We start from the raw sequence: 24,372 nt of genomic DNA on the forward strand, positions 1-24,372 counted from the left end.
GGTTAAACCGAAAAATCATAGGATGCGATCAAGGGCGATGGCGGCCGCGCAGATGGGCAAGCAGCATGCCGCGCAGACGGCTCTCGACTTTTTCGGCCAAGCTCTTGCGGTTGTCGCCGGGGCGGAAGTCTGCGGTTTCACCAAAGGTGACATCGACATCAAGGGCGCCGGCCCTCAGGACGCCAAGCAGATGGGGGACCAGGCCGATATCGCCCGGCCAGCCGGCGATCGGGCGATAGTAGCGCCCCATGGGCATGCCCTGGACGCGGGTGTAGGCGATGGCGACCGGCTGCACGTGAACGACGGCATCTTCCGCATCCTTCGGCAGAGCAGCGGCAGCGGCGCCGAAAAGGGAGGACTTGACCGAGAGCACGCGGTTACCGTCGGAGGTGGTGCCTTCGGGGAAGAGCACGACGACTTCGCCATCGGCCATGCGACCGGCGATCTCGTTGACCTGATCGCCCGTGCGACGCTTTTCCTCGCGCACGACGAAGATCGTCTTTTGCAGGCGGGCGAGCGTGCCGAAGACCGGCCAGGAGGAGACTTCGGTCTTGGCGATGAAGACAACGTCGGCGAGCGAGCCGAGGACGACAATGTCCTTCCATGACGCATGATTGGCGGCGATCATCAGAGGGCGGCGCGGGTCGAGGGCTCCATGGGCATGAACGCGGATGCCGAGGCAGTAGAGGGCGATCCGGTGCCAGGTGCGCGGCAGGCGGCGACGCAGGCGCCAGTCGAAGCGCAGGGCGAGCAGTTGCAGCGGGATGAGGACGATTGAGACGAGGAACAGCACGACGGCCATGACGGCGATCCGCAGGCTGTTGACCAGGCCGAACCTGCCGCCGTCGGATTGCATCGGCTATTTCTCGTCCTTTGACAACGGAATCCCGTAAAGCTCCAGACGATGGCCGACGAGGCGGAAACCGTGTTCGCGGGCGATGCGTTCTTGAAGCGCCTCGATCTCGGGCGAATGGAACTCGACGACGGTGCCGGTCTTCAGATCGATCAGGTGATCGTGGTGTTCTTCGGGGACCGTTTCATAGCGGGAACGTCCGTCGCGGAAATCGTGACGCTCGATGATGCCGGCATCTTCGAAGAGTTTGACCGTGCGGTAGACGGTCGAGATCGAGATCTTGGCGTCGATTTTGGAGGAACGGCGGTACAGCTCCTCGACATCCGGGTGATCGTCGGAATCTTCCAAGATACGGGCGATGACACGACGCTGCTCGGTCATGCGCATGCCGCGTTCGGCACAGAGCGCTTCCAGCGATTTCAGGGCGTCGTTCATAAGGTCAGCATATCCGCAGATGATCGGTTGGTGCAATCGTCGGGTTAGCGAAGATCGCGACGCATGACAAGCGCGGAGGTCCGGCGACCACTGTCGTCGGTGTAATAGGCGGGGCGTTCGCCGACCGTCTCGAAACCGAGCTTGCGGTAGAGACCCAATGCCGGGGCATTGCCATCATCCACTTCGAGGAACATGGCCTCGCCCCCGCGGTTTTTCGCCTCGCGGGCTGCTGCCTGCATCAGGCGCCAGCCGAGGCCGAAACGGCCGACCTTGTCGCTGACGGCGATCGTCAGGATCTCGGCCTCACCCGCCACTTCGCGGGCGAGCACGAAGCCGGAAAGCGGCGCCTTGAAGATCAGGGTGTTGGTCTGCCAGGCGGCGAAACCGAAGGTGTTGGGCTGGAGGAGCAGGCTCAGGAATTCGCCGTCCCCCCAGGCACGGGGAAAACGCTGGGCATGCAACTCGGCCACGGCACGGCAGTGATCCGGCACCATGTCTACGATTTCGAATTCGGGCTGGCGGTAGAACAGGCTGTCGCGCATGTCAGGCTCTCGATACGGCAAAACCGGTCTGCGGTTTTGCATCCGGTCCGCGCAAATAGAGTGGCTTGGCCTTGCCCTGAGCTTTCGTCGTTGCTGATATGCGGGCGACGATCTCGATCGGGTAATGATCGGGTTCGGTTTGCGCTTCGGGGTCGGCGATCAGGGCTGAAGCCGAGCCGACAAGCTGCGTACCCGGACGGGCTGCGCGGGAGAGGAAATCCTCCAAGGTCACGAGGGCAGGCTCGTCTTCGGGCACGCCGTTGCGGAAGGCCTGGACATAGACTTCGTCGCGATGGGCATTGATGGCGGCGAGCACAGGGGCATCAGTCGCGGGCACCGTGCTGGCGAGGACTTCAAGGGTGCAGACGCCGACGCAATCCACGCCGAGGGCCAGCGCCAGACCCCGGGCGGCTGCGACGCCGACACGGATGCCGGTAAACGAACCCGGGCCGACGGTGACGCCGATTTTCTGCACGTCTTTCAAGCTGAGGCCGGCGCTCTTCAGGGCTTCTTCGATCATCGCCATCAGGCGTTCGGCATGACCGCGGCCGATGGTTTCGCTGATGCTTGCCAACAGCTTGCCGGAATTGGTGTCAAAGACGGCGGCTGCGCAATCCACACCCGCCGTATCGATCGCAAGGACGATCATCCTATCCCCAGACCGGTCCAATCAGACCGCTTCGACTTCCTGAACTTCCGGCACGAAGTGGCGCAACAGGTTCTGCACGCCATGCTTCAACGTCGCAGTCGAAGACGGGCAACCGGCGCAGGACCCCTTCATGTTCAAGAAGACCTTGCCGTCCTTGAAGCCGCGGAAGGTGATATCACCGCCGTCCTGGGCGACGGCCGGGCGGACGCGGGTTTCGAGCAGTTCCTTGATGGTGGCGACGATGGTTTCATCGCCGGCCTCGAAGAACTCTTCGTCGCCATCGACTTGGGCCGACGTGGACGCGGTACCCATGACCGGAGCACCGCTCATGAAATGCTCCATAATAGTGCCGAGGATGGCCGGCTTGAGGTGCTGCCATTCCGGGCCGTCCTTGGAGACGGTGACGAAATCATAGCCGAAGAAGACGCCGGTAACGCCGGGGATCGCAAAAATGCGCGAGGCGAGCGGCGAGGCGGCAGCACTTTCGGCGTCGCGGAATTCCGCGGTTCCCGTCTGCATCACCACCTTGCCGGGCAGGAATTTTAGGGTGGCGGGGTTCGGCGTGGCTTCGGTCTGGATGAACATGGCGGTCTCCGGGGCGGTGATGGCACCGCAAAAGATTAGAATATTTCCAAAATAGACCTTGCGGGTCGCATCTTCAAGACGCGATCCTCAGGAAGTCCATTTAGCACAGCGCGTCGATTTCCTCGTCCGTGAGAGAATCCGGCAGCACCGTGACCGGGATCGGGAAAGCTGCACCCCGACCGGCAATCATCGAGACGAGCGGGCCCGGACCTTCCTTGGTGGAGCCAGCGGCCAGCACGAGGATCGCGATATCGCGATCTTCGTCGATCAGGCTGTTGATCTCGGGATAGGCGCTGCCTTCGCGGATAACGAGTTCCGGCTCGATTCCGATCGTTTCCCGAACGGTCTGGGCGGCCTTGGCCATGACGGCTTCGGCTTCCTCACGCGCTTCGGCGCGCATGATCTCCTCGACGCCCAGCCATTGCTGGAAATCACCGTCGGGGATCACGTAGATCAGCACCAGTCCACCGTTGGAATTCTTGGCGCGGCGGCCGGCATAATGGACGGCGCGGGAGCATTCCGGGGTATTGTCGATGACCGCCATGAACTTGCGGCGGTGACCTTCAAGACGTGAGAGACGTGTTGAAACCATAGAGAACCCCGCCGGCTGTAAGGTGTAACGAATGCTGATTGCGGGCCTGATGCCAGCCCGCAATCCTTATGACCTTATCGCACGAATCCGATGATGTCGCGGACTTCGTTCATGGTCTTTTCGGCGCGGACGCGGGCGCGCGCGCTGCCGTCACGGAGCACGGCGTCGATGTGGCCGGGATCTTCCATCAGGCGGCGCATCTCGGCATTGATCGGAGCGAGAACGTTGACTGCGAGATCGATCAGGGCCGGCTTGAAGACCGAGAATTGCTGGCCGCCGAATTCGATAAGAACGTCTTCCTTCGAGCGATCGGCAAGGGCTGCGAAGATGCCGACAAGGTTGTCCGCCTCGGGGCGACCCTTGAGGCCGTCGACTTCGCTCGGCAGCGCGTCCGGGTCGGTCTTTGCCTTGCGGATCTTTTTGGAGATCGCGTCCTGGTCGTCCATCAGGTTGATGCGCGACAGATCAGAGGGATCCGACTTCGACATCTTCTTGGTGCCGTCCTTGAGGCTCATGACGCGGGGAGCCGGTCCATCGATCAGCGGCTCGACCATCGGGAAATAGGCATGAACAGGCTCTTCGCCGACCTTGATGTCGATGCCGAGGCCGGTCGGCACGATCTTGTCGTGGAAGTCCATGTTGAACTTCATGGCGATATCGCGGGCGAGCTCCAAATGCTGCTTCTGGTCGTCACCGACAGGCACATGGGTTGCGCGGTACACGAGAATGTCGGCGGCCATCAGGCTCGGATAGGCGTAAAGACCGAGCGAGGCCTGCTCGCGGTCCTTGCCGGCCTTGTCCTTGAACTGGGTCATCCGGTTCATCCAGCCGATGCGGGCGACGCAGTTGAAGATCCAGGCAAGCTCGGCGTGCTGCGGAACCTGCGACTGGTTGAAGACGATATGCTTTTCCGGATCGATGCCGGCGGCGAGGAAGGCGGCGGTGATCGAACGGATCTGGGTGGCCATGTCCTCGTGGACCAGCTGGGCGGTCAGCGCGTGCATGTCGACGACGCAATAGATGCAGTCGTTGTTTTCCTGCAGTGCGACGAACTTTCTGATGGCGCCGAGATAGTTGCCGAGATGGAGGTTGCCGGTCGGCTGTACGCCGGAGAAAACCAGCGGCTTGAACTCAGTCATTGTTATCCTCAACAGGCTGGTGGAGGGCCCGATCTACTGATCGTGTCGGTCTCGGCTTATGCACGGCGCGCGGGGCGCAATCAAGCGCTCAGAAGCCTGAATTCTGGTAGCTTCAATGCGACCAACCGATTCAATTAGACTCAGGTAAGTGTTCCGATGGCTTCATTCCTAATCGTCGTCGCGTCTGTGCTGGCGCTTTTTGTCCAGATCCAACAGGGGCGAGGATATTCAGGCGCGACTATGTGCGCAGGCCCGGCTCTAAGTGCGGTAATCGTTTCATCTGTTGCCTCCCAAATGCAGATTGATTTTGAAGGAAATTACCGTGTTGCTTTTATTATATGCTGCCTCGGCCTCATCACCTCCATCGCGATAGTGCTCATCCCCGCAGTCATGGTTAGGCGGTTCGAAATCACAAATCTGAAGCCCAAAGCTAGAGGCTTGAGACTATGTTTAATATATTCGTCAATTTTTGGCATCTGCCTCCTTCTCTTCTTTGGACTTACATCCATGGGCAAATCCTGCGGTGACGCAGCAAAATGCAAAACGATCACCAATTTACTTGGTGGTGATTACACGTACACCGGACTGTTTTTGCATTTATTTTTATTTAATCTTTTGGCACTTTTGTTGATCATGTCTTTAGTCGCCGCAATCGTTAGACACGGAAATTCTAGACAAAAGAGACACTAGAATCTCTTCAAGGGTCCGACCCGCCTTAATATTTCAACCTTTCCTGCGCTCGATCAGATCCCAAAGGTTTCCGTAGAGATCGGCAAAGACGGCGACTGTGCCATAGGGCTCGTGACGCGGCTCTTCCTGGAAGACCGCACCGGCGGTCTGGAAACGCCGATGATCGCGGGCGAAATCATCGGTTTCGAGGAAGAAGCCGACGCGGCCGCCGGTCTGGTTGCCGATCGCGGCGCGCTGAGCATCATCCGTGGCTTCGGCGAGCAGCAGGGACGCCCCCTCCCCGCCCCTTGGGCGGACCACCACCCAGCGCTTGCCCTCGGGCTGACCTACGTCTTCCACGCAGGTGAAACCGAGGCCATCGCAGTAGAAGGCCTTCGCGCGATCATAGGTGTCGACGACCAGAGAGACGAGAAAAAGGCTGTTTCGGCTCATGAACGGGGGCTTTCGGTTCGGACTGTGACGCAGGGGCGCCTCATGTCACGCCTACGGTTTTTTCCTCCCGGAATCGAGAGAGTTAGATAACGGTTTCGTGTGCAACCGCCCGGGACATCCGCGGTACGCAGTCACCTTTAGAATAGTCAAATGAGCATGGCGCACCAAAATTGCCACATTTGCAGGAATAAAAAACCTCCGCAGGCGACCTGGATCGCCAAAAACAACAAACTCATTCCAGAAGGTCACTCATGCGCACATTGTTTCGCGTCGCGCTCGGCTGCGTGCTTTCCATCGGTATTCTCTCTCCCGTGGAGGCCGTCGAGACCAAGAAGCGTCACTTCTTCATGAAGCATGACACCACGGTCGCCTATACGCTTCAGCGGGTGAGCGTTCGCGCCAGCTGCTTTCCGGACGAGTTGAAGGGGATCCTCGCCCATATCGCCAAGAAGACCGGCAAGAAGCCGATCGTCACATCAGGACATCGTCCGCGCTCAGGCAAGTCGCAGCACAGCCACTGTTTCGCCGCCGATATCCGAGTTCCGGGCGTCCCGGAAAAGACGATCGTGGCCGCCGCTCGCACCGCGCCTGGCATTGGCGGCATTGGCCGTTATTGCAACGGCATCGTACATGTCGATATCGGGCCGAAACGGACCTGGACCTATTGCTGATCGCTGCCGTCGGCAACCGGCGCGTTTTCGGCAGCCGGCTTCGGCTTGCGCTTCAGGTTGCGTCTGATCATGCCGAGATCGGCACCGCCGATGGCAAAGGCCACGCCGAAATAAACGGGCATTGCGATGGCGATCAGGCCGCCGAGGGCGAGCAACTGGTCGAACAGCGGGCTCTGTGGTGAGAGCCAGCCGGACCAGCGGTCCGACAGATAGACGAGCATGGCCGCCATGATGGCCGAGGCGATCATGAGGCGCAGCGTGCGGGTGATCAGCGACCGCTCGACGGTGAGATGGCCGCGCCAGAGCAGCACGGAGAAGAGCAGGACCGTATTGGTCCAGCCGGCGGCAGCCTCGGCAATCGCGATGCCGCTTTCCTCGAAGGTCGGAAACAGCGTGACGGCGAGGCCGGTATTGAGCGCGACCGAGACCATGGTGAAGCGCATCGGCGTCTTGGTGTCCTCGCGGGCGTAATAACCCGGCTGGAGCGCCTTGATCAGCACGAAGCCCGGCAGGCCGAGACCATAGATGGCGAGGATCGAGGCGACGACTGCGGTGTTCTGTTCGGAAAAGGCACCACGCTCGTAAAGCACACGGATGATCTCGTCCGACAAAACCCAGATGCCGGCAGCAGCCGGGAGCGTGAGGAAGAGCACGAATTCGATGGCGCGGTTCTGCAGATTGCCGGCCTCTTTCATGTGACCGCTTTTCAGCGCCCGCGCCAATTCCGGCAGAAGAACCACCGCGACCGCGACGCCAACGACGCCGAGCGGCAGCTGGTAGATGCGATCCGCATATTGCAGGGCGGCGATAGCGCCTTCCTTGCCGGATGCGATGGCCTGGCCGATCAGCTGGTTGATCTGGGTGATACCGCCGGTGACGGCGGCCGGGATCGCAAGGACCAGCAGGCGCTTTACATTCGGCGTGAAGCGCGGGCGCTTGAAGCCAAGGCGGATGCCGGCATGGCGTACGCCGAGATAGACGACCGCCATCTGCAACAGGCCGGCGCCCAGCACCGACCAGGAGAGTGCCCAGGCGGTGGCGGCGGGATCGGCGCCAGTCCAGAGCGCCCATCCAAGCGCGCTGATCATCAGCACATTGAGGAAGACAGGCGCAATGGCGGCGGCGAAGAAGTGGTGCAGCGAGTTGAGCATGCCGCTCAGCATGGCCGTCAGCGACATGCACATGAGATAGGGGAACATGACGGTGGCGAGGCGCACCGTCAGATCGAACTTCTCCTGATCGCCGACGAAGCCGGGGGCGATGATCCATTCGACGATCAGGGGCATGGCAAGCTGCATGCCGATGGTGAGGATCATCAGCACCGAGAAGAGGACGCCGAAGACCTCTTCGGAGAAGCGCTTGGCGCCATCCAGACCATTTGCCTCGATCTCCTTGGCAAAGAGCGGCACGAAGGCGGCGTTAAAGGCCCCTTCAGCAAAGAGACGACGGAAGAGATTGGGAAAGCGGAAGGCGGCGTAGAAAACGTCGGCGACCGGGCCTGTGCCGAGTGCTGCGGCCATCAGGGTTTCGCGGGCGAAGCCGAAGAGGCGGCTGCCGAGCGTTGCCCCACCGACGGTCATGAATTTCTTGACGAGGCTCATATCAGGCGCGTGCCTTTTTCGGCGCCGGGGTCGCGCGGGGCGGCGGCGCAATGATGCCCGAGGGCATATTGTCCTTCAGCTCGTCCGGCTGTTCGGTCATCACCGGCTTCAGGCGGTTGGCGATATTGGCCTGGCGGTTTTCGTTGGTCACCTTCTGGCCGACGAGATCGGTCACGTAGAAGGTGTCGATGACCTTTTCGCCGAAGGTGGTGATGCGGGCCGAGTGGATGTCGAGCGAGAGATCGGACAGGACAGCTGTGATCTCGGCGAGAAGACCGATGCGGTCGAGGCATTCCACTTCGATGACGGTGAACTTGTTGGAGAGCGCATTCGACAGGCGCACATCCGGCTGGACCGGGAAGGTCTTGTTTTTCTTCTTGCCCTTTGAGCGCGTCGCGATCACTTCCGGCAGGCGCTTCCGGCCCGACAGCACGTCCTCGATCATCTTGCCGATGGTGGCGGCGCGGCGCATCTCGTCTTCATCAATCGGGAACTCCCGGTTGATGAGGATGGTATCGAGCGCGCGGCCATCCGAGGTGGTGAAGATCTGCGCGTCGGCGATGTTTGCACCGGCTGCGGCACAGGCGCCGGCGATGATCGACAGCAGGCGCGGATGGTCGGGCGAGAGTACCGTGATCTCGGTGATCGCGTGGAACTGGTGGGTGCGCACCATGGTGGCGAGCGCCTTGCCCGACTTGTCCGATTCCCGGATGAAATGGGCGTGGCGGACCTGGTCTTCGAGATCGACGGAGAGCAGATAGGGCTCGTAATGCAGCTTGGTGTAAGTGCGCTGGTCCTTCTGGCTCCAGCCTTCGAGCGCCTGAGTGAGCTGCTCGGCGGCGTGCTTGGCGCGCTCCTTGCGGGAGACCTGAGAGAAGCCGCCTGACAGCAGCAATTCGGTCTCGTAATAGAGCGTGCGCAAAAGCTGGCCCTTCCAGCCGTTCCAGACACCGGGGCCGACGGCGCGGATATCGCAGATCGTCAGGACCAGCAGCATCTTCAACCGGTCGAGCGACTGCACCTTTTCGGCAAAGTCGGTGATCGTCTTGCGGTCATGCAGGTCACGGGTCTGGGCGACCATGGACATCAGCAGGTGCTGGTCGATCAGCCAGGCGACCATTTCGGTCTGCTTGGGCGAGAGGCCAAGACGCGGGCAGAGTTTTCGCGCGACCTTGGCGCCGGCGACGGAGTGATCCTCCTGCCGCCCCTTGGCGATGTCGTGAAGCAAGACCGCGACATAGAGCGTCTGGCGATCCTCGATCTCCGGCATGATCTTGTTGGCGAGCGGATGGATCTCCTCCGCCTTGCCCTTGTCGATCTCGGAGAGGACCTCGACCGTGCGGATCAGGTGCTCGTCGACGGTGTAGTGATGATACATGTTGAACTGCATCATCGAGACGATCTTGCCGAATTCCGGCATGAAGCGGCCGAGCACGCCGGCTTCGTTCATGCGACGCAGGATGAAGCCGGGGTCCTTGCGCGAGGTGAGGATCGACAGGAACAGGCGGTTGGCTTCCTCGCTCTCGCGGAAATCATGATCGATCAGCGACAGGGAGCGGGTGACGGCCTTCAAGGCATCCGGATGGAATTCCAGCCCGTTCAGATCCGCCACATGGAAGAGGCGCATGATCGACATTGGGTCCTTTTTGAAGACACCGGGATCGGCGAGCGCGATGCGGCCACGGTCATCGATGAATTCGCTGGCGCCGGCGATCTTGCGCGGGCGATTGGCGAAACGGCCGATCATGCCGCCGAGGCCGGGGATCGCCTTGGCCTGCTGGTCCTCAAGCGCGGCGGAGAAGATGCGGGTGAGGTCGCCCACGTCCTTGGCCACCAGGAAATAGTGCTTCATGAAGCGTTCGACCGCCGAGAGACCGGGGCGCGCCTGATAACCGAGGCTCTTGGCGATTTCCGGCTGGATATCGAAATAGAGGCGCTCTTCCGGCTTGCCGGTCAGATAATGCATGTGGCAACGCACGGCCCAGAGGAAATCGTCGGCTTTCTGGAAGAGGCGCCATTCCTGACGGGAGAGCACACCGAGGCGAACGAGTTCGCCGGTATCGCGAACATGGTAATTGTATTTGGCGATCCAGAACAGGGTCTGGAGATCGCGCAGGCCGCCCTTGCCTTCCTTGACGTTCGGCTCGACGAGATAGCGGCTGTCGCCGGCCTTGCGGTGACGTTCGTCCCGTTCGGCGAGCTTGGCGGCAATGAATTCCGGCGCGGTGCCGGTCGTCACTTCCTGGTCGAAGCGGTGCTGCAACTCGGTGACCAGCGTCTCTGCGCCGCAAATGAAGCGGGTTTCGAGGATGGCCGTTCGGATGGTCATGTCGGACTTGGCGAGGCGAATGCATTCCTCGACGGTGCGGGTGGCGTGGCCGACCTTGAAGCCGATGTCCCAGAGGAGATAGAGGACGAATTCCACCGCCTTGTGCATGGTGGGCGAGGCTTTGGGGGGCAGAAGAAACAGCAGGTCGATATCGGAGCCGGGTGCGAGCGTGCCACGACCATAACCACCGACGGCGGCGACGCTTAGGCCATCCGCGCCCTTCGGATAGACATGGAAGCGGGCGATGTCGAAGATTACCGAAATCAGCTGGTCCTGGATCCAGGAAATGCGATTGGCGCAGTTGAGACCGCTGCCATCCTCGAAAAGCTTCAGACGTGCCACTTCGCGGGCGTCGGCGTTCGCCTTTTTCAGCACGGGCAGCAGCTTGGCGCGGATTTCCAGCAAGTTGCCGGTCTGTGCGCGGGCGACCGTTTCACAGGACGCCTTCAGGGCTTCGACGTCGAGGAGATCGTTCAAGGCAAGTTCAGCTTGGGCCATGGGCGCGGCATGCTCTCTCAGTCGTCGGGAATAAGCCCGGTTCGGGTGGCGCTATAGCGCTTTTCGGGCGCCTTTGACAGGCACTCTACCCATCAAGGCTTGCCAAGTTGTTTCTTGAGATCATAGAGCGCATCCAGCGCCTGGCGAGGCGTCAGGTCGTCAAGATCGAGTGAGCGCAATGCCTCCTCGACCTTCGAAGGGCCAGCCTTAGCAATCTCCTCGCGGCGAACGGCGACCTGGAAGAGCGGCAGATCGTCGATGAGCTGCGCGGCCGGGTTCTTGCGGTCGCTGTCTTCCAGGCGTGTGAGCACATCGCGGGCGCGAGCGACAACGGCGGCAGGGAGACCGGCCAGGCGAGCGACCTGGATGCCATAGGAGCGATCGGCAGCCCCCGGGCCGACCTCATGCAGGAAGATGACGTCGCCATCCCATTCCTTGACGCGCATGGTGACGTTGGACATGCGGGCGAGCTTTTCCGAGAGAGCGGTCAACTCGTGGAAATGGGTGGCGAAGAGCGAGCGGCAGCGGTTTGCCTCATGCAGGTGCTCGACCGCGGCCCAGGCGATGGAGAGGCCGTCGAAGGTCGCGGTGCCACGGCCGATTTCGTCGAGGATGACCAGCGAGCGGTCGGTCGCCTGGTTGAGGATGGCGGCGGTCTCGACCATCTCGACCATGAAGGTCGAGCGGCCACGGGCCAGATCGTCGGAGGCGCCGACGCGGGAGAAGAGGCGGTCGACCACGCCGATATGGGCAGCACCGGCGGGCACGAAGGAGCCCATCTGGGCAAGGATGGCGATCAGCGCGTTCTGGCGCAGGAAGGTCGATTTACCGCCCATGTTGGGACCGGTCAGCAGCCAGATGGCGCCGGGGCCTTTGGTGTCATTGGGCGAAAGATCGCAATCATTGGCGATGAAGGGGCTGGCGGCCTGGCGGCGCAGGGCCTGCTCGACGACGGGATGGCGGCCGGCGGTGATCGTGAACATTCTCGAGTCATCGACCAGCGGTCGGCAATAGCCTTGCTCTTCGGCAAGCGCAGCCAGGCCTGATGCGACATCGATGGTGGCGAGCGCGCGCGCAGCGGCCTTGATCGGTTCGGCTGCCGCGACCACCTGGCTCACCATCTGATCAAAGGCGGCGAGTTCCAGTGACAGGGCCTGGCCAGCGGCGTTGGCGATGCGGCTTTCGAGATCGGCGAGTTCGGTCGTGGTGAAACGCATGGCGTTGGCCATGGTCTGCCGATGGATGAAGCGGGCCTTGGCCTCGTCACCCTCGATCATCGGACCGGCATTGCCGGCGGTGACCTCGATGAAATAGCCGAGCACGTTGTTGTGCTTGATCTTCAACGACTTGATGCCGGTTTCCTCGGCATATTGCAGCTGCAGGCCGGCGATGACGCGGCGGGACTGGTCACGCAGCGCTCTGAGTTCGTCGAGTTCAGGGATTGCGCCGTCGCGCAGGAAGCCGCCGTCGCGCTTCAGGAGCGGGAGTTCGTCAGCCAGCATAGAGGCGAGGCTCGGGGCGAGATCGGCGGGCAAGGCTGCCAAATCGGTGACGGCCTCGGAGAGTTCTTTCGGCAGCCTTGCGGGATCGAGCAGGCGACCGACATCGGCGGAGGCGAGAAGTCCGGCGACGATGGCGCCGAGGTCACGCGGGCCGCCGCGATCGAGTGCTAGACGGGAGAGCGCGCGGGGCATGTCGGGCACGCGCTTCAGGGCATCGCGCAGGCGGTCGACGAGCAGCCCATCGGCGAGCAGATGGGCGATCGAATCCTGCCGGTCGGAGATGGCCTCCGGATCGGTCAGCGGCGACATCAGGCGCTCGGCCAGCAGACGGGCGCCGCCGCCGGTGACGGTGCGGTCGATGGCCTTCAGGAGCGAGCCGTTGCGTTCACCCGACAGCGTCTTGACCAGTTCGAGATTGGCGCGGGTGGCGGGATCGATGAACAGAGTGGAGGCGGCATTCTGCCGTTCGGGCAGGCCGAGCGGCGGGCGCTCGGAGATCTGGGTCTTTTCGACATAGGCGACGGCGGCTGCGGCCGCTGCAATCTCGGCGCGGGAGAAGGCGCCGAAGCCATCGAGCGTTCCGACACCGAAGTAACGGGCGATGCGGCCTTCGGCGCTGGCGCTGTCGAAGAGGATGCCCGGCTGGGGCACGACGACGCGGCCGAGCACATCGAAGGCAGGCTTCAGCTCTTCGTCGTGGAAGAGCGTGTCGGGCACGATGAGTTCACGCGGCTCGATGCGCAGGATGTCGGCGAGAAGGCGCGTTTCTGTGGTTTCGGCGAGGCGGAAGATGCCGGTGGAGATATCGATCCAGGCGAGCGCCAGCTGCGGCGCGGAGCCGCCGCGGATGCGGGCGAGCGCCATCAGATAGTTCGATTCGAAGGGCGAAAGGAGTTTTTCTTCGGTGATCGTGCCTGGGGTGACCAGACGCACGACGTCGCGCTTGACGACCGATTTCGAGCCGCGCTTCTTCGCCTCTGCCGGGTCTTCGACCTGCTCGCAGACGGCGACGCGGAAGCCGAGGGAGATCAGCTTCTGCAGATAGTCATCCGCCGCATGCACCGGCACGCCGCACATGGGAATGTCCTGGCCGAGATGCTGGCCGCGCTTCGTCAGCGTGATGCCGAGCGCGCGCGCGGCGTCGACCGCGTCCTCGAAGAACAGTTCGTAGAAATCGCCCATGCGGTAAAAGAGCAGGCTGCCGGGATTGGCGGCCTTGATCTCGATATACTGTTCCATCATCGGGGTCGCCGTGGCGCGGCTCTCCTCCGAGGTCAGCTCGGCGACGTTCAGGACATCACTCGGGGTGGCTTGATATAGCGTCACGGGCTCAATGTTTTCTTGAAAAGGATGCGATGTGACACTAACGACTTAAGGCGAGGAAACACAACAAGGATGGGCCGGCGTTCGCCCGCTGCCCACAAGATGGTGAGGGGACGCATGGCAAACGAGAAGACCACCGGCCGGACGAAAGTCTCGGTAACGGAGCAGCAGGCGCTGGACTTTCACTCGCAGGGGCGTCCCGGCAAACTCGAGATAACCCCGACCAAGCCGATGGCGACACAGCGCGACCTGTCGCTTGCCTATTCCCCCGGCGTTGCCGTGCCTGTGAAGGCGATCGCTGCCGATCCGGCGACAGCCTACGACTATACGACGCGCGGCAACATGGTGGCGGTCATCTCAAACGGCACGGCCATTCTGGGCCTCGGCAATCTCGGGGCGCTTGCTTCCAAGCCGGTCATGGAAGGCAAGTCCGTCCTCTTCAAGCGCTTTGCCGATGTCGATTCCATCGACCTCGAAGTCGATACCGAGAATGTCGACGAATTCATCAATTGCGTGCGTTATCTCGGCCCCTCTTTCGGCGGGATCAATCTCGAAGACATCAAGGCGCCCGACTGCTTTATCATCGAAAGCCGGCTGCGCGAGCTGATGGACATTCCGGTCTTCCACGACGACCAGCATGGCACGGCCATCATCGCGGCTGCCGGGTTGATCAATGCGCTCAAGCTGACCGGGCGCGACTTCAAGACGACCAAGCTCGTGTGCAATGGTGCGGGCGCTGCGGCGATCGCCTGCATCGAGCTGATCAAGGCCATGGGTTTCAACGGCGAGAACATCATTCTCTGCGACACCAAGGGCGTGATCTATCAAGGCCGCACCGAGGGCATGAACCAGTGGAAGAGCGCCCATGCGGTGAAGACCGACCGTCGGACGCTAAAGGAAGCTATGGTGGGCGCCGATGTGGTGTTCGGGCTTTCGCAGAAAGGGGCGCTGTCTTCGGAGATGGTCGCCTCGATGGCACCGAACCCGATCATCTTTGCCATGGCCAATCCGGACCCGGAGATCACTCCGGAGGAAGTGGCCGCGATCCGCGACGATGCGATCATGGCGACCGGGCGTTCGGACTACCCGAACCAGGTCAACAACGTGCTCGGCTTCCCTTACATCTTCCGAGGTGCGCTCGATGTGCGGGCAATCCAGATCAATGATGCGATGAAGATCGCGGCTGTCAGGGCGCTCGCCGATCTGGCGCGCGAAGACGTGCCTGATGATGTGGCGGCCGCCTATCAGGGCGAGCGGCCGCGTTTCGGGCCGCAATATATCATTCCGGTACCCTTCGATCCGCGGCTGATCTCGGCCATTCCGGTTGCTGTCGCTAAGGCTGCGATGGAGACGGGCGTGGCGCGCAAGGCGATCGAGGATCTCGGTGCCTACGCCCATGAACTGTCGGCCCGTCGCGACCCGATCGCGGCGGCCACCCAGCGCATCTACGAGCATGTGCGCAGCCATCCGAAACGCGTCGTCTTTGCCGAGGGCGAAGAGGAGCAGGTGATGCGGGCGGCGATCGCCTTCGTCAACCAGGGGCTTGGCACCGCGATCCTGCTTGGTCGCGACGAGCCGCTGAAGGCGACGGCGGAGCGAGCCGGGATCGATCTCGACCGTCCGGGGATCGAAGTGGTCAATGCGCGGCTTTCGACGCGGGTCGAGGCCTATACCGAATATCTCTACTCACGCCTGCAACGGAAAGGCTATCTGCACCGCGATGCGCAGCGGCTGATCAACACCGACCGCAATCACTTCGCCGCCTGCATGGTGGCGCTGGGCGATGCGGACGCCATGGTGACGGGTACGACGCGCAATTATTCGACCGCCCTTGAAGACGTGCGCCGTTGCATCGATACTGCACCCGGTCACCGGGTGATCGGGGTGTCGCTGGCGCTGGCCCGTGGACGGACGATCGTGGTGGCCGATACCGCCGTGCATGACATGCCGACGGCGGATGAGTTGGCCGATATCGCCGAAGAGGCAGCCGGCGTGGCGCTTCGGCTGGGGCTGGAGCCACGCGTGGCGCTGCTGGCCTATTCCACCTTCGGCCATCCGACCGGCGAGCGTTCGGAGCGAGTCCGCGAGGCGGTGAAGATCCTCGACCGTCGCGGCGTGTCTTTCGAATATGACGGCGAGATGGGCGCCGACATTGCGCTCAACCAGCACCGGATGGAGCAGTATCCGTTCTGCCGTCTGTCGGGCACGGCCAATGTGCTGGTCATGCCGGCAATCCATTCGGCAGCGATCTCGACCAAGATGCTGCAGGAACTGGGCGGTCTGACCGTGATGGGGCCGTTGTTGATCGGGCTCGAAAAATCGGTGCAGATCGCGCAAATGGGCGCCAAGGACAGCGACATCGTCAACATGGCGGCGATTGCGGCTTATAACGCGGCGGGCTGATTAAGACGCAAAAACCGGAGCGGCTTTCGCGAGCCGCTCCATATCCCCGTCAAGCTCGTGCTTGAGCCAGCGCTTGAACTTCTCCACCTTTTCCGACCGCTTCGCATTCTCGGGCACGACGAAATAGTGGCCGAAGCCGGTTTTTACTGCGGGGCCGAAGGGCGCGACCAGCTGGCCGTGCTGCAACTGGTGAGAGGCGAGAGTCTGCCAGGCGAGCATGACCCCTTGGCCTGCGATCGCCGCATCCAGGCAGAGAGAGGCTTCGCTGAAACTGTGGCGCGCCTTGATCTCCGCGCCGGCCAAGCCGACGGCTGAGAGCCAGACATCCCAGGTGAACATGGCCCGGCTGTCGATGATCTTGGGAAGGTCCAGGATGTCAGCGGGCTGCTTGAGAGACGCCGCCATGACAGGCGTGCAAACGGGTGCGATGCGCTGTTCGAGGATCAATTCCGATTTGAAGCCTGGCCAGTGGCCGCGACCGACCCGAATGCGCAAATCCACATCCGTCTGGCTGGCATCGGTCAGCCGGTCATTGGCGTCGATCCTGAGCCCGATATGGGGATAGAGCGCGGAGAAGGCGGCAATGCGATGAACGAGCCAACGGGCGGCGAAGACGGGGGCAACAGAGATGGTCAGCAGGCTGTCGTCGGTCTTCTGCGCCAAGGCGACGGCACCGGACAGGAGCCGGAAGCCGTCCACAAGACGTGAGAGCACGCCTCCCGCCGTCTCGATGGGGACCATGCCCCGGCTGGTCCGCTCGAAGAGCGTTCGGCCGAGCTGCTGCTCGGTCTTGATCACCTGCTGGCTGACGGCGCCAACCGACACGCCGAGTTCGTCTGCCGCCGCCTGAAGCGAGCCAAGGCGGGCAACGGCTTCCACGGCCCGCAGGCCGTTCAGATGCACCTGGTTCAGGTTTTTCATATAGAAAAGCTATAGCCGGCCGGGTCAAAACTCAATTGAAAAGTATCGAGGGGAAGCAGAGGATCAAGGCCTGTTCAAACCGACTTCGCGTCCAGCAGGCGCGCGTTAGGGGAAGCCATGTTCAAGCTTTTCTGGAAGACGGCGGTTCGGCCGCGCGATCAGGTCGCTAAGGACTGGCGGTACGATCCGTTGGGTCATCCGGAGCTGCTCGGCATGAGCCCAAGAGAGCTTGCGGACCTGCCGATGGTGACGGAGGTGGCGTTGCGGGTCGGGAAGGTGGAGGTGGCAGATGGTTGCCGAGGCGGGGTAGGTGGAGACATTCCCGCCGGATGTGTCGTTTCGCGGTGACTGGTGACACCTGAGGGTCTGCGGTTCGGCTTCGCCGCCCCCTCATCTCCCTGCCGGGATCTTCTCCCCGCTGGGGAGAAGAGACGATTGTCAGCTGGCGCTGGCGAAGCGGCCGGCGTCGGCGCCGTAGTAGTTCACGTAGCGGCCGGAGATGCTGGCGATGGGCAGGATGATCAGCACGTCGGTCGTGTTGAAGGCCTGATCGACGACGGCGCCATTGCCGACCATGGCACCGAGGCGGAGATAACCCTTGATCAATGGCGGCATGGCGAAGAGGGCGCGGCGCGGGTTGACCGCTTCCGAAGGCATCAGGTCCATCTCGCGGTAAAGATGGGGCAATGCGTCGACGGCCCATTCACCCTTGGCAACGGCATTCTGATGCAGGAAGGACAGCGCCAGTGCGTGTTCTTCCGGCTGCGTGCCGGGGAAAGAGCCGCAGCCGAACATGGCGTCGATGCGGTGATGGAGCGCATAGGCCCAGCAACCCTGCCAGAGCAGCTCGACCGTGCGCTTAGTGCGGTATTGCGGTAGGACGCAGGAGCGACCGAGCTCCATAAAACGCTTGCCCGGATGGCGGGCGACGAGCGCGTTCACACCGAATTCGGAGCCGGAATAGAAGCCGCCATGGGCGATAGCCACGTCGTGGCGCAGCAGACGATAGGTGCCGACGATCTGGTCTTCGGCGTCGCCCTCGATCGAGCGGTCGAGCACGAGAAGATGATCGCAGAGCGCGTCCCAGCTGTCGACCTCGCGGCCACGGCGGGCGTCTTCCAAGGAAACCTGGGCCTTCATCTCCTCGACAAAGACGCGATAGCGCACGGCCTGGGCGGCGTCGATTTCGCGTTCTGTGCCGGCGATGCGGGTTTCCAGATTGCCGATGCGACCGAGGAGATCGCGGCTGGCGGACACGGTCGAAGGGCGCGTCGCAGGGCCTGCGTCCAGCATCATTCCACGGTCGAGCACATCCACGTTCATCGGCTTAATCCAGCGTTCAAGTCACGGGCGTTTAAACACTTTACTGCAACAGGAAAGTGACAAAATTCCGCTTATCCCTCACTCGGCGTCGGGCTTCGGCTTCCGGTGCTGGATGACCTCGTCGATGACGATGCAGATCGCACCGATGGTGATGAAGCTGTCCGCCAGATTGAAGACCGCAAAGGACCAGGTCTGCGTGTAGAACAGGATGTAATCGACGACATAACCATAGGTGAAGCGGTCGATGAGATTGCCGAGCGCGCCTGCGATGATCATGGCAAAGCCGAGATGGGCGCAACGCTGCTCAGGGCCGGTCTTGCGCCAGAGCCAGAGCACGAAGGCGACGATGACGAGGCGGAGCGCCACGATGAACCAGGCGTCGAGATGCGACAGCATGGAGAAGGCGACGCCGAGATTGTGGGTGCGGTAAAGCGCCCAGAAGGGTAGAACCGGGACCAGCTCCTGCATGGGCAGAGTGATCTCGACCGCATATTTGATCGCCTGATCGAGCAGGAGAGCGGCGATGATGAAGAGGATGACCGGCAGCGGCCGATTGAAGGCTGACAGCATCGGGGTCACTTGCCTCCATCGAGCGCGAGCAGGTGGCGGCGGACCTCGAAGAGCATGACGCCAGTGGCGACGGCCAGATTGAGGCTGTCGGCCATGCCGACCTGCGGGATGCGGGCGAGCTTGTCTGCGGCCTGAGCCAGCTCATCCGGCAGGCCGGATTGTTCGTTGCCCATCATCAGGATGACGGGCTTGGAGCGATAGTCGATGGTGCGGTAGTCGACGGCACCAGCGAGATGGGTCGCGACGAGACGGGCGTCGACCGTCTTCTTCCACTTGAGGAAATCGGCAGGCGTTGTCTTTATGAGCGGCAGCGCGAACATCGAGCCCATGGTGGCGCGCACGGTTTCCATAGAGAAGGGATCGGTGCAATCGCCGACGAGGATGACGCCCGAGGCGCCGGTGGCGTCGGCCGTGCGGATGATCGTGCCGAGATTGCCGGGATCGCGAACGCGGTCGAGCGCGATCCAGGTTTCGGAATCCTGCGGCCTGATATCCTTGAGTGCCGTCCAGCGCTGCTCGAAGACGGCGGCGACCATTTGCGGGTTTTCCCGCCGGGTGATTGAGGACATGACCTTTTCGCTGACTTCCAGCACAAGGCCACCTGCGGCAACGGTGCGGGCGGCGACCTTCTCGACCAGCGGCTTGCCCTTACCGGCCTTGGCATAGACGAGGGTGCGGATGGTCCAGCCGCGATCGAGCGCATCGATGACGAGCTTCAGGCCTTCGGCGAGAAATATCTTGCTCTCGTCGCGCGCCTTTTTCTGGGAGAGCGCCTTGATGTCCTTGATGATGGGATTGGCGAGGCTGGTGACTTCCTTGACCTGGCCGACGCGGCGCGGCCCCTCGTTTCGATAGTCGTCGGTCATTTCGGTACCCAGCGGCTGAAGAGAGAGGTGGAGAGCGCGCGGCCCGGCGTCTTGCCGTCGAGGCCTGCCTCGCGGATCACGAGTTCGCCCGATTCGACCAGACCGCCCTTGCCGCGCATGGTTTCGCGCATCAGTTCGTGGATCGAATAGAAGCTCGCGCGGATCGAATAGGCTGTCAGCACAAGGCCCACGGCCTTGGGCGCCAAGAGTTCGCGGCAGATGTCGAGCATCAACGGCAGATGGTCGAAGAGCTGCCAGACCTCACCATTGGGACCCCGGCCAAATTTCGGCGGGTCTGTGAGGATGATGTCGTAGCGATGGCCACGGCGCTCCTCGCGCAGGATGAACTTCATCGCATCCTCGCAGATCCAGCGGATCGGCGCCTTATCGAGGCGGCTCAAGGACTGGTTCTCGCGGGCCCAGCCGATCGCCTTCTTCGACGCATCGACATGGGTGACTTCGGCGCCGGCAGCGGCGGCGACAAGCGAGGCGACACCGGTATAGCCGAAGAGGTTCAAGACCTTCAGCGGCCGGTCTGCGGATTCGATCTTTTGCTTCATCCAGCTCCAATGGGCGATCTGCTCGGGGAAGACGCCGACATGGCGGAAGGCGGTGAAGCGGCCGTGAAAATCGATGCCGAGCAAAGACAGCGGCCAGGTTTCGCCGAGCGCCTCGCGCTGGAAACGCCAGCGGCCCATGCCGTCTTCGTCGGTGTCGCCGGTGAAGACGGCGTCGGCCTTATCCCAGACATGGGTGGGTAGTGCCTTTGGCCAGAGCGCCTGGGCTTCCGGGCGGACGATGCGATAGGGGCCGTATTGCTCCAGCTTCAGACCGTCGCCGCTGTCGATCAGGTGGAAATCGCCGGCGCCGGAGGATTCGAGGATGAGCGGCACGCGCTCGGCCGGACGGTCGCCGGTGCGGATGGCGAGCGGGCGGGCCGGTTCGGAAGCCGCATCAGCAGGGCTTGCGACCTTGCCGTCTTCTGCGGGGCTGCGACGCATCGGCCGGGAACTGCTGCGCTCGGACTTGCCGGCTGCGTGCCCCGCTGCAGGCGCCGACGATGGCCGTGCAGGCTTGCCAGCAACGTCCCCTGCCTTCGGCGGGCGGGGGCGGCCGGCATCGCCATTGGCTTTTGGCTTCGCTCCCGGGAATGGCTTGGCGCCGGGGCGACGTTCCTTGTTCTTCACGTCAATGATCCGTGGCTCGGTGCTGATCTCGGCCAGCCCTTAGCATTCCGGACAGGGCGCGAAAAGAAAATTTGCCGCGAGGCTATTTGGCGGCGAGTTGCGGGGTGGCCTGAGGCAGGGTTGCACCGGCGATCTGTTCGGCGCGGGTCTTCTGGCGATCGGCCTCGGCCTGCCATTGCTGTGCCATGCGCGACTGGCTGCGGGCCTTTTTGCGATGCTTGCCCTGGGAGAACCAGGTGACGACGGCGCCGAGCAGCACGCCCAGCATGACCGCAAGGATGAGCAGGACGAAGAGCGGCGCCGAGAGCGACAAGGCCTGATCTGCAGGGTTGAACGGATTGAGGGCCAGACTGACGGGGTGACGATTGGCGACGGCGAGAACCACCAGGAGGATCGCCAGCGGCAGCAGGATCACGAGGCTCACGATTTTCCGGACCATGTTGCAACTCCCTGCTGTTCCGCCCTCGATGCAGGCGGCATGTCGTCAGCTCCAAGGTAAGGCCAGGCGCTGAATTTTCAATGCGGCCCGATCTTATTCGTCGTCTTCATCGCCCATGCCGGGGTTCAGACGCTCGCGAAGCTCCTTGCCGGTCTTGAAGAAGGGCACCCATTTTTCCTCGACGAAAACGGTTTCGCCGGTGCGCGGGTTGCGGCCGGATCGCGAGGGGCGATTCTTCACGGAGAAGGCGCCGAAGCCGCGCAGTTCCACGCGGTTGCCGGCGGCAAGCGCATCAGTGATCTCATCCAGGACTGCGTTGACGATATTTTCGACATCGCGGTGATAGAGATGCGGATTACGGGCCGCGACAATCTGCACCAATTCCGACTTGATCACGCCGACCCCCTGAATTTTCTGTTGTGACTTGAGCGGCGCCAACGTTGCCAAAGCAAAAAAGCACAGTCAAGGAACAACTTAACCATAGCGCGAGCACCTTGCTAAGCCAATGACCGATGTCACAAACATTTGGAAGGGCGCCGGTCTCACTTTCTCCGCATGAAGGAGAGAAGACGGGCGATCTTTAGATGCTCCGGCACCTCCTCTTGTGCCGCGCTTGCGACAATCCATATGCGCCGTATTGGCAAGCGCCGAGAGACATGCGAAACGACAAAAACTGCGGGCCGCTCGGCAGACTGGCTGCCCGCCATCAAAACGGATTGCGACGAATGCTGCAGACCCCCACCGACATCCGTCAGGCAAACGGAGCCGCCTCCGATGCGGCAGCCTATCGTCGCGCGGTGGGCCATTCGGCGCGCGTGCGGCGGCTGCGTGTGCTTCTGCCGGTGGCGGCACTGATCATCTCGTTGATCTTTATCGGGGTTTCGGCCGTGCGCAGCATGATGCCGGAAGAGCTGCATATCGAGTCGGCGAAGATCGAGAACGGCAAGATCGTGATGGAAAAGCCGGCGATCGCGGGCCGCAATTCCGACGGGGTCAATTACTCGATGCGGGCCGACCGGGCCCTTCAGGACATCAAGAATCCGAACCTGATCAATCTCGAAACCATCACCGCGGCCGTGCCTGTGAACGACAAGGTGGTGGCGCGAATCGTGGCCCAGGGCGGGCTGTTCGACAGGGGCGCCAATCTGCTCAATCTCGACAAGCCGTTCACGCTCAATCTGTCGAGTGGGATCGACGCGCAGTTCAATTCCGCGCGCCTCGACATTGCCGGCGGCACAATGGAAACGAAAGACCCGATCGCCATTCAAACCAAGGGCGCGTCGATTGTTGCGAACTCCCTCAATATGAAGGATAAGGGTCGAACAATGATATTTTCGGGGGATGTCAGGTTGAACATCGAGCCGTCCTCCCTGCGCAGCAATCGGTCAATGGAAACGATCCAGCCATGAAACATCGCCGCCTCTCCCCGCTCATGATCGCTGGTCTCGTGCTCGCTGCCGGCTGTGCCACCTTTGCCGGATCTGCGGCCATGGCTCAGACGAAGAGCAGCCAGATGGCCGGGATGAAGCTGTCCAACGATCAGCCGATCCAGATCGAAAGCGACGCGCTGGAAATTCGCGAGCAGGAGAAGAAGGCTTTCTTCACCGGCAACGTCAAGGTCGTGCAGGGCACCACCACGCTTCAGGCCGGCGCCATGACGGTTTTCTACCGTGGCGAGGGCAGCACAGTCACGCAAGGCAATGCCGACATCGAGAAGATCGACGTCTCGGACAAGGTGTTCCTGCAGTCGGAGACGCAGCAGGCTACCGCCGACAAGGGCTTTTTCGACATGTCACAGCAGGTCTTCGTGCTCGAAGGCGACAAGGTGGTGCTGTCGGAAGGGCAGAATGTTTTCGTCGGCTGCAAGCTGACGGTGCACATGGAAACCGGCCAGGCCAAACTCGACAGTTGCGGGCGTCGCGTGCAGATCCAGCTCGACCCCAAATCGCAGAAAAAGTGACCGATCGGTTTGAACGTGCAAATTCCGTTTTTTTCCAGGACTAAGCAGGCCAATCCGGCGACTGCGCCGGCAGGTTTGCCGGGCGACAAGGCGCGCTATGAGGGCACGCTGATCGCACATGGTCTGACCAAGACTTATAACTCCCGCCGCGTGGTGAACGGGGCATCGCTGGTCGTGCGCCGGGGCGAGGCGGTTGGCCTGCTCGGCCCGAACGGTGCGGGCAAGACCACCTGTTTCTACATGATCACCGGCCTTGTGCCTGTTGATGCCGGCACAATATCGATCAATGGCAATGATGTGACGTCGATGCCGATGTATCGTCGTTCACGGCTGGGCGTGGGCTACCTTCCACAGGAAGCGTCGATCTTTCGTGGCTTGAGCGTGGAAGACAATATTCGGGCCGTGCTCGAAGTGCATATCTCGGACAAGAAGCAGCGCGAGGCAAAGCTCGACGAGTTGCTGAACGAGTTCCATATCGAGAAGCTGCGCAAGTCACCTTCGGTGGCGCTCTCCGGTGGTGAGCGGCGGCGCCTGGAAATCGCCCGCGCGCTGGCGACCGACCCGACCTTCATGCTGCTCGACGAACCCTTCGCCGGCGTTGACCCGATTTCGGTCTCGGATATCCAGAATCTGGTGCGCCACTTGACGGCGCGCGGGATCGGGGTCCTGATTACCGACCATAATGTGCGCGAGACGCTGGGGCTCATCGACCGCGCCTATATCATCCATGCCGGCGAAGTGCTCACCCATGGCCGGGCCAATGACATCGTCAACAATGCCGATGTTCGCCGCCTCTATCTTGGCGACAAGTTCAGCCTTTGAGCTGGACAATAAAAGTCTGCCCGCGACCTCCTGCGGCTTG

The 24,372-nt window shown here is 62.1% G+C and carries 24 protein-coding genes; 6 read left to right on the forward strand and 18 right to left on the reverse strand.

Annotated elements, in window-relative coordinates; genetic code table 11:
• Positions 1-28: 28 nt before the first annotated feature.
• From ASE36_RS06840 to ASE36_RS06880, 8 genes are all read right to left on the reverse strand, one after another.
• A complete protein-coding gene (locus tag ASE36_RS06840) occupies positions 29-856 on the reverse strand; it encodes a lysophospholipid acyltransferase family protein (protein ID WP_082510868.1) in 828 nt (275 codons plus the stop codon).
• 3 nt (positions 857-859) lie between these two features.
• Positions 860-1,288: a Fur family transcriptional regulator gene (locus ASE36_RS06845; RefSeq protein ID WP_062276789.1), complete on the reverse strand. Its 429-nt coding sequence runs from the start codon at positions 1,286-1,288 to the stop codon at positions 860-862.
• Between the two features lie 44 nt (positions 1,289-1,332).
• Complete coding sequence (locus tag ASE36_RS06850) at positions 1,333-1,830, reverse strand: GNAT family N-acetyltransferase (RefSeq protein WP_062276792.1); 498 nt, start codon at positions 1,828-1,830, stop codon at positions 1,333-1,335.
• 1 nt (position 1,831) lies between these two features.
• Positions 1,832-2,479 carry a tRNA (adenosine(37)-N6)-threonylcarbamoyltransferase complex dimerization subunit type 1 TsaB gene (tsaB, locus tag ASE36_RS06855; RefSeq protein ID WP_062276795.1) on the reverse strand — a complete coding sequence of 216 codons (648 nt, stop codon included), beginning with the start codon at positions 2,477-2,479 and terminating at the stop codon, positions 1,832-1,834.
• Positions 2,480-2,500: 21 nt separating this feature from the next.
• The gene (locus ASE36_RS06860; RefSeq protein ID WP_062276798.1) at positions 2,501-3,064 is read right to left on the reverse strand and encodes a NifU family protein; all 564 of its coding nucleotides are present in this window, start codon (positions 3,062-3,064) and stop codon (positions 2,501-2,503) included.
• A 100-nt stretch (positions 3,065-3,164) separates the two neighbouring features.
• Positions 3,165-3,656 carry a universal stress protein gene (locus tag ASE36_RS06865; protein WP_062276801.1) on the reverse strand — a complete coding sequence of 164 codons (492 nt, stop codon included), beginning with the start codon at positions 3,654-3,656 and terminating at the stop codon, positions 3,165-3,167.
• A gap of 74 nt (positions 3,657-3,730) precedes the next feature.
• Positions 3,731-4,795 carry a tryptophan--tRNA ligase gene (gene trpS / locus ASE36_RS06870; protein ID WP_062276804.1) on the reverse strand — a complete coding sequence of 355 codons (1,065 nt, stop codon included), beginning with the start codon at positions 4,793-4,795 and terminating at the stop codon, positions 3,731-3,733.
• Between the two features lie 723 nt (positions 4,796-5,518).
• Positions 5,519-5,917: a VOC family protein gene (locus tag ASE36_RS06880; RefSeq protein ID WP_062276811.1), complete on the reverse strand. Its 399-nt coding sequence runs from the start codon at positions 5,915-5,917 to the stop codon at positions 5,519-5,521.
• Between the two features lie 251 nt (positions 5,918-6,168).
• Here ASE36_RS06880 and ASE36_RS06885 point away from each other — a divergent pair, with 251 nt between their 5' ends.
• Positions 6,169-6,588 (forward strand): YcbK family protein, encoded by a 420-nt coding sequence (locus tag ASE36_RS06885; RefSeq protein WP_062276814.1) that lies wholly within the window; start codon positions 6,169-6,171, stop codon positions 6,586-6,588.
• Here the strand turns inward: ASE36_RS06885 and murJ are convergent.
• The 3 genes from murJ to mutS form a co-directional block, all read right to left on the reverse strand.
• A complete protein-coding gene (gene murJ, locus ASE36_RS06890; RefSeq protein WP_062276817.1) occupies positions 6,579-8,189 on the reverse strand; it encodes a murein biosynthesis integral membrane protein MurJ in 1,611 nt (536 codons plus the stop codon). The two genes, ASE36_RS06885 and murJ, sit on opposite strands and share 10 nt — an antisense overlap.
• Position 8,190: 1 nt before the next feature.
• Complete coding sequence (locus tag ASE36_RS06895) at positions 8,191-11,016, reverse strand: [protein-PII] uridylyltransferase (protein ID WP_200945156.1); 2,826 nt, start codon at positions 11,014-11,016, stop codon at positions 8,191-8,193.
• Positions 11,017-11,108: 92 nt separating this feature from the next.
• Positions 11,109-13,760 (reverse strand): DNA mismatch repair protein MutS, encoded by a 2,652-nt coding sequence (mutS, locus tag ASE36_RS06900; RefSeq protein ID WP_244474698.1) that lies wholly within the window; start codon positions 13,758-13,760, stop codon positions 11,109-11,111.
• A 198-nt stretch (positions 13,761-13,958) separates the two neighbouring features.
• On the opposite strand from mutS, the gene ASE36_RS06905 reads away from it, so the two are divergent.
• Positions 13,959-16,244 carry an NADP-dependent malic enzyme gene (locus ASE36_RS06905; RefSeq protein WP_062278170.1) on the forward strand — a complete coding sequence of 762 codons (2,286 nt, stop codon included), beginning with the start codon at positions 13,959-13,961 and terminating at the stop codon, positions 16,242-16,244.
• Here the strand turns inward: ASE36_RS06905 and ASE36_RS06910 are convergent, their stop codons facing one another.
• Positions 16,245-17,165 carry a LysR substrate-binding domain-containing protein gene (locus tag ASE36_RS06910; RefSeq protein WP_062276828.1) on the reverse strand — a complete coding sequence of 307 codons (921 nt, stop codon included), beginning with the start codon at positions 17,163-17,165 and terminating at the stop codon, positions 16,245-16,247.
• Between the two features lie 117 nt (positions 17,166-17,282).
• Here ASE36_RS06910 and ASE36_RS06915 point away from each other — a divergent pair, with 117 nt between their 5' ends.
• Positions 17,283-17,513, forward strand: a complete 231-nt coding sequence (locus ASE36_RS06915) for a hypothetical protein (protein ID WP_062276830.1) — start codon at positions 17,283-17,285, stop codon at positions 17,511-17,513.
• Between the two features lie 90 nt (positions 17,514-17,603).
• On the opposite strand, the gene ASE36_RS06920 is transcribed toward ASE36_RS06915, so the two are convergent.
• The 6 genes from ASE36_RS06920 to ASE36_RS06945 all read right to left on the reverse strand — a co-directional run bounded on the left by ASE36_RS06920 (position 17,604) and on the right by ASE36_RS06945 (position 21,946).
• Entirely contained in the window at positions 17,604-18,461 is an 858-nt protein-coding gene (locus ASE36_RS06920) for a GNAT family N-acetyltransferase (protein WP_413813647.1), read from the reverse strand.
• A gap of 105 nt (positions 18,462-18,566) precedes the next feature.
• Positions 18,567-19,058 carry a signal peptidase II gene (gene lspA / locus ASE36_RS06925; RefSeq protein ID WP_062276835.1) on the reverse strand — a complete coding sequence of 164 codons (492 nt, stop codon included), beginning with the start codon at positions 19,056-19,058 and terminating at the stop codon, positions 18,567-18,569.
• A gap of 5 nt (positions 19,059-19,063) precedes the next feature.
• The gene (locus ASE36_RS06930; RefSeq protein ID WP_062276838.1) at positions 19,064-19,924 is read right to left on the reverse strand and encodes a TrmH family RNA methyltransferase; all 861 of its coding nucleotides are present in this window, start codon (positions 19,922-19,924) and stop codon (positions 19,064-19,066) included.
• Positions 19,921-21,111, reverse strand: a complete 1,191-nt coding sequence (locus ASE36_RS06935) for a class I SAM-dependent methyltransferase (RefSeq protein ID WP_062276841.1) — start codon at positions 21,109-21,111, stop codon at positions 19,921-19,923. Before ASE36_RS06935 ends, ASE36_RS06930 begins: the two co-directional genes overlap by 4 nt.
• An 82-nt stretch (positions 21,112-21,193) precedes the next feature.
• Positions 21,194-21,550, reverse strand: coding sequence for a LapA family protein (locus ASE36_RS06940; RefSeq protein ID WP_062276843.1), 357 nt, complete (start codon positions 21,548-21,550; stop codon positions 21,194-21,196).
• Positions 21,551-21,643: 93 nt separating this feature from the next.
• Complete coding sequence (locus ASE36_RS06945; protein WP_054149157.1) at positions 21,644-21,946, reverse strand: integration host factor subunit beta; 303 nt, start codon at positions 21,944-21,946, stop codon at positions 21,644-21,646.
• Positions 21,947-22,275: 329 nt separating this feature from the next.
• Here ASE36_RS06945 and lptC point away from each other — a divergent pair, with 329 nt between their 5' ends.
• The 3 genes from lptC to lptB are packed head-to-tail and all read left to right on the forward strand — an operon-like array spanning position 22,276 to position 24,332.
• Positions 22,276-22,959, forward strand: a complete 684-nt coding sequence (lptC, locus tag ASE36_RS06950) for an LPS export ABC transporter periplasmic protein LptC (protein ID WP_062276845.1) — start codon at positions 22,276-22,278, stop codon at positions 22,957-22,959.
• On the forward strand, positions 22,956-23,510 hold the full coding sequence (locus ASE36_RS06955) for an LptA/OstA family protein (protein WP_062276848.1): 555 nt from the start codon (positions 22,956-22,958) through the stop codon (positions 23,508-23,510). Before lptC ends, ASE36_RS06955 begins: the two co-directional genes overlap by 4 nt.
• 21 nt (positions 23,511-23,531) lie before the next feature.
• Positions 23,532-24,332, forward strand: coding sequence for an LPS export ABC transporter ATP-binding protein (gene lptB / locus ASE36_RS06960; protein ID WP_062278172.1), 801 nt, complete (start codon positions 23,532-23,534; stop codon positions 24,330-24,332).
• Positions 24,333-24,372: the final 40 nt, after the last annotated feature.

The sequence above is a fragment of the Rhizobium sp. Root274 genome (genome assembly GCF_001429245.1).
Classification (GTDB): domain Bacteria; phylum Pseudomonadota; class Alphaproteobacteria; order Rhizobiales; family Rhizobiaceae; genus Allorhizobium.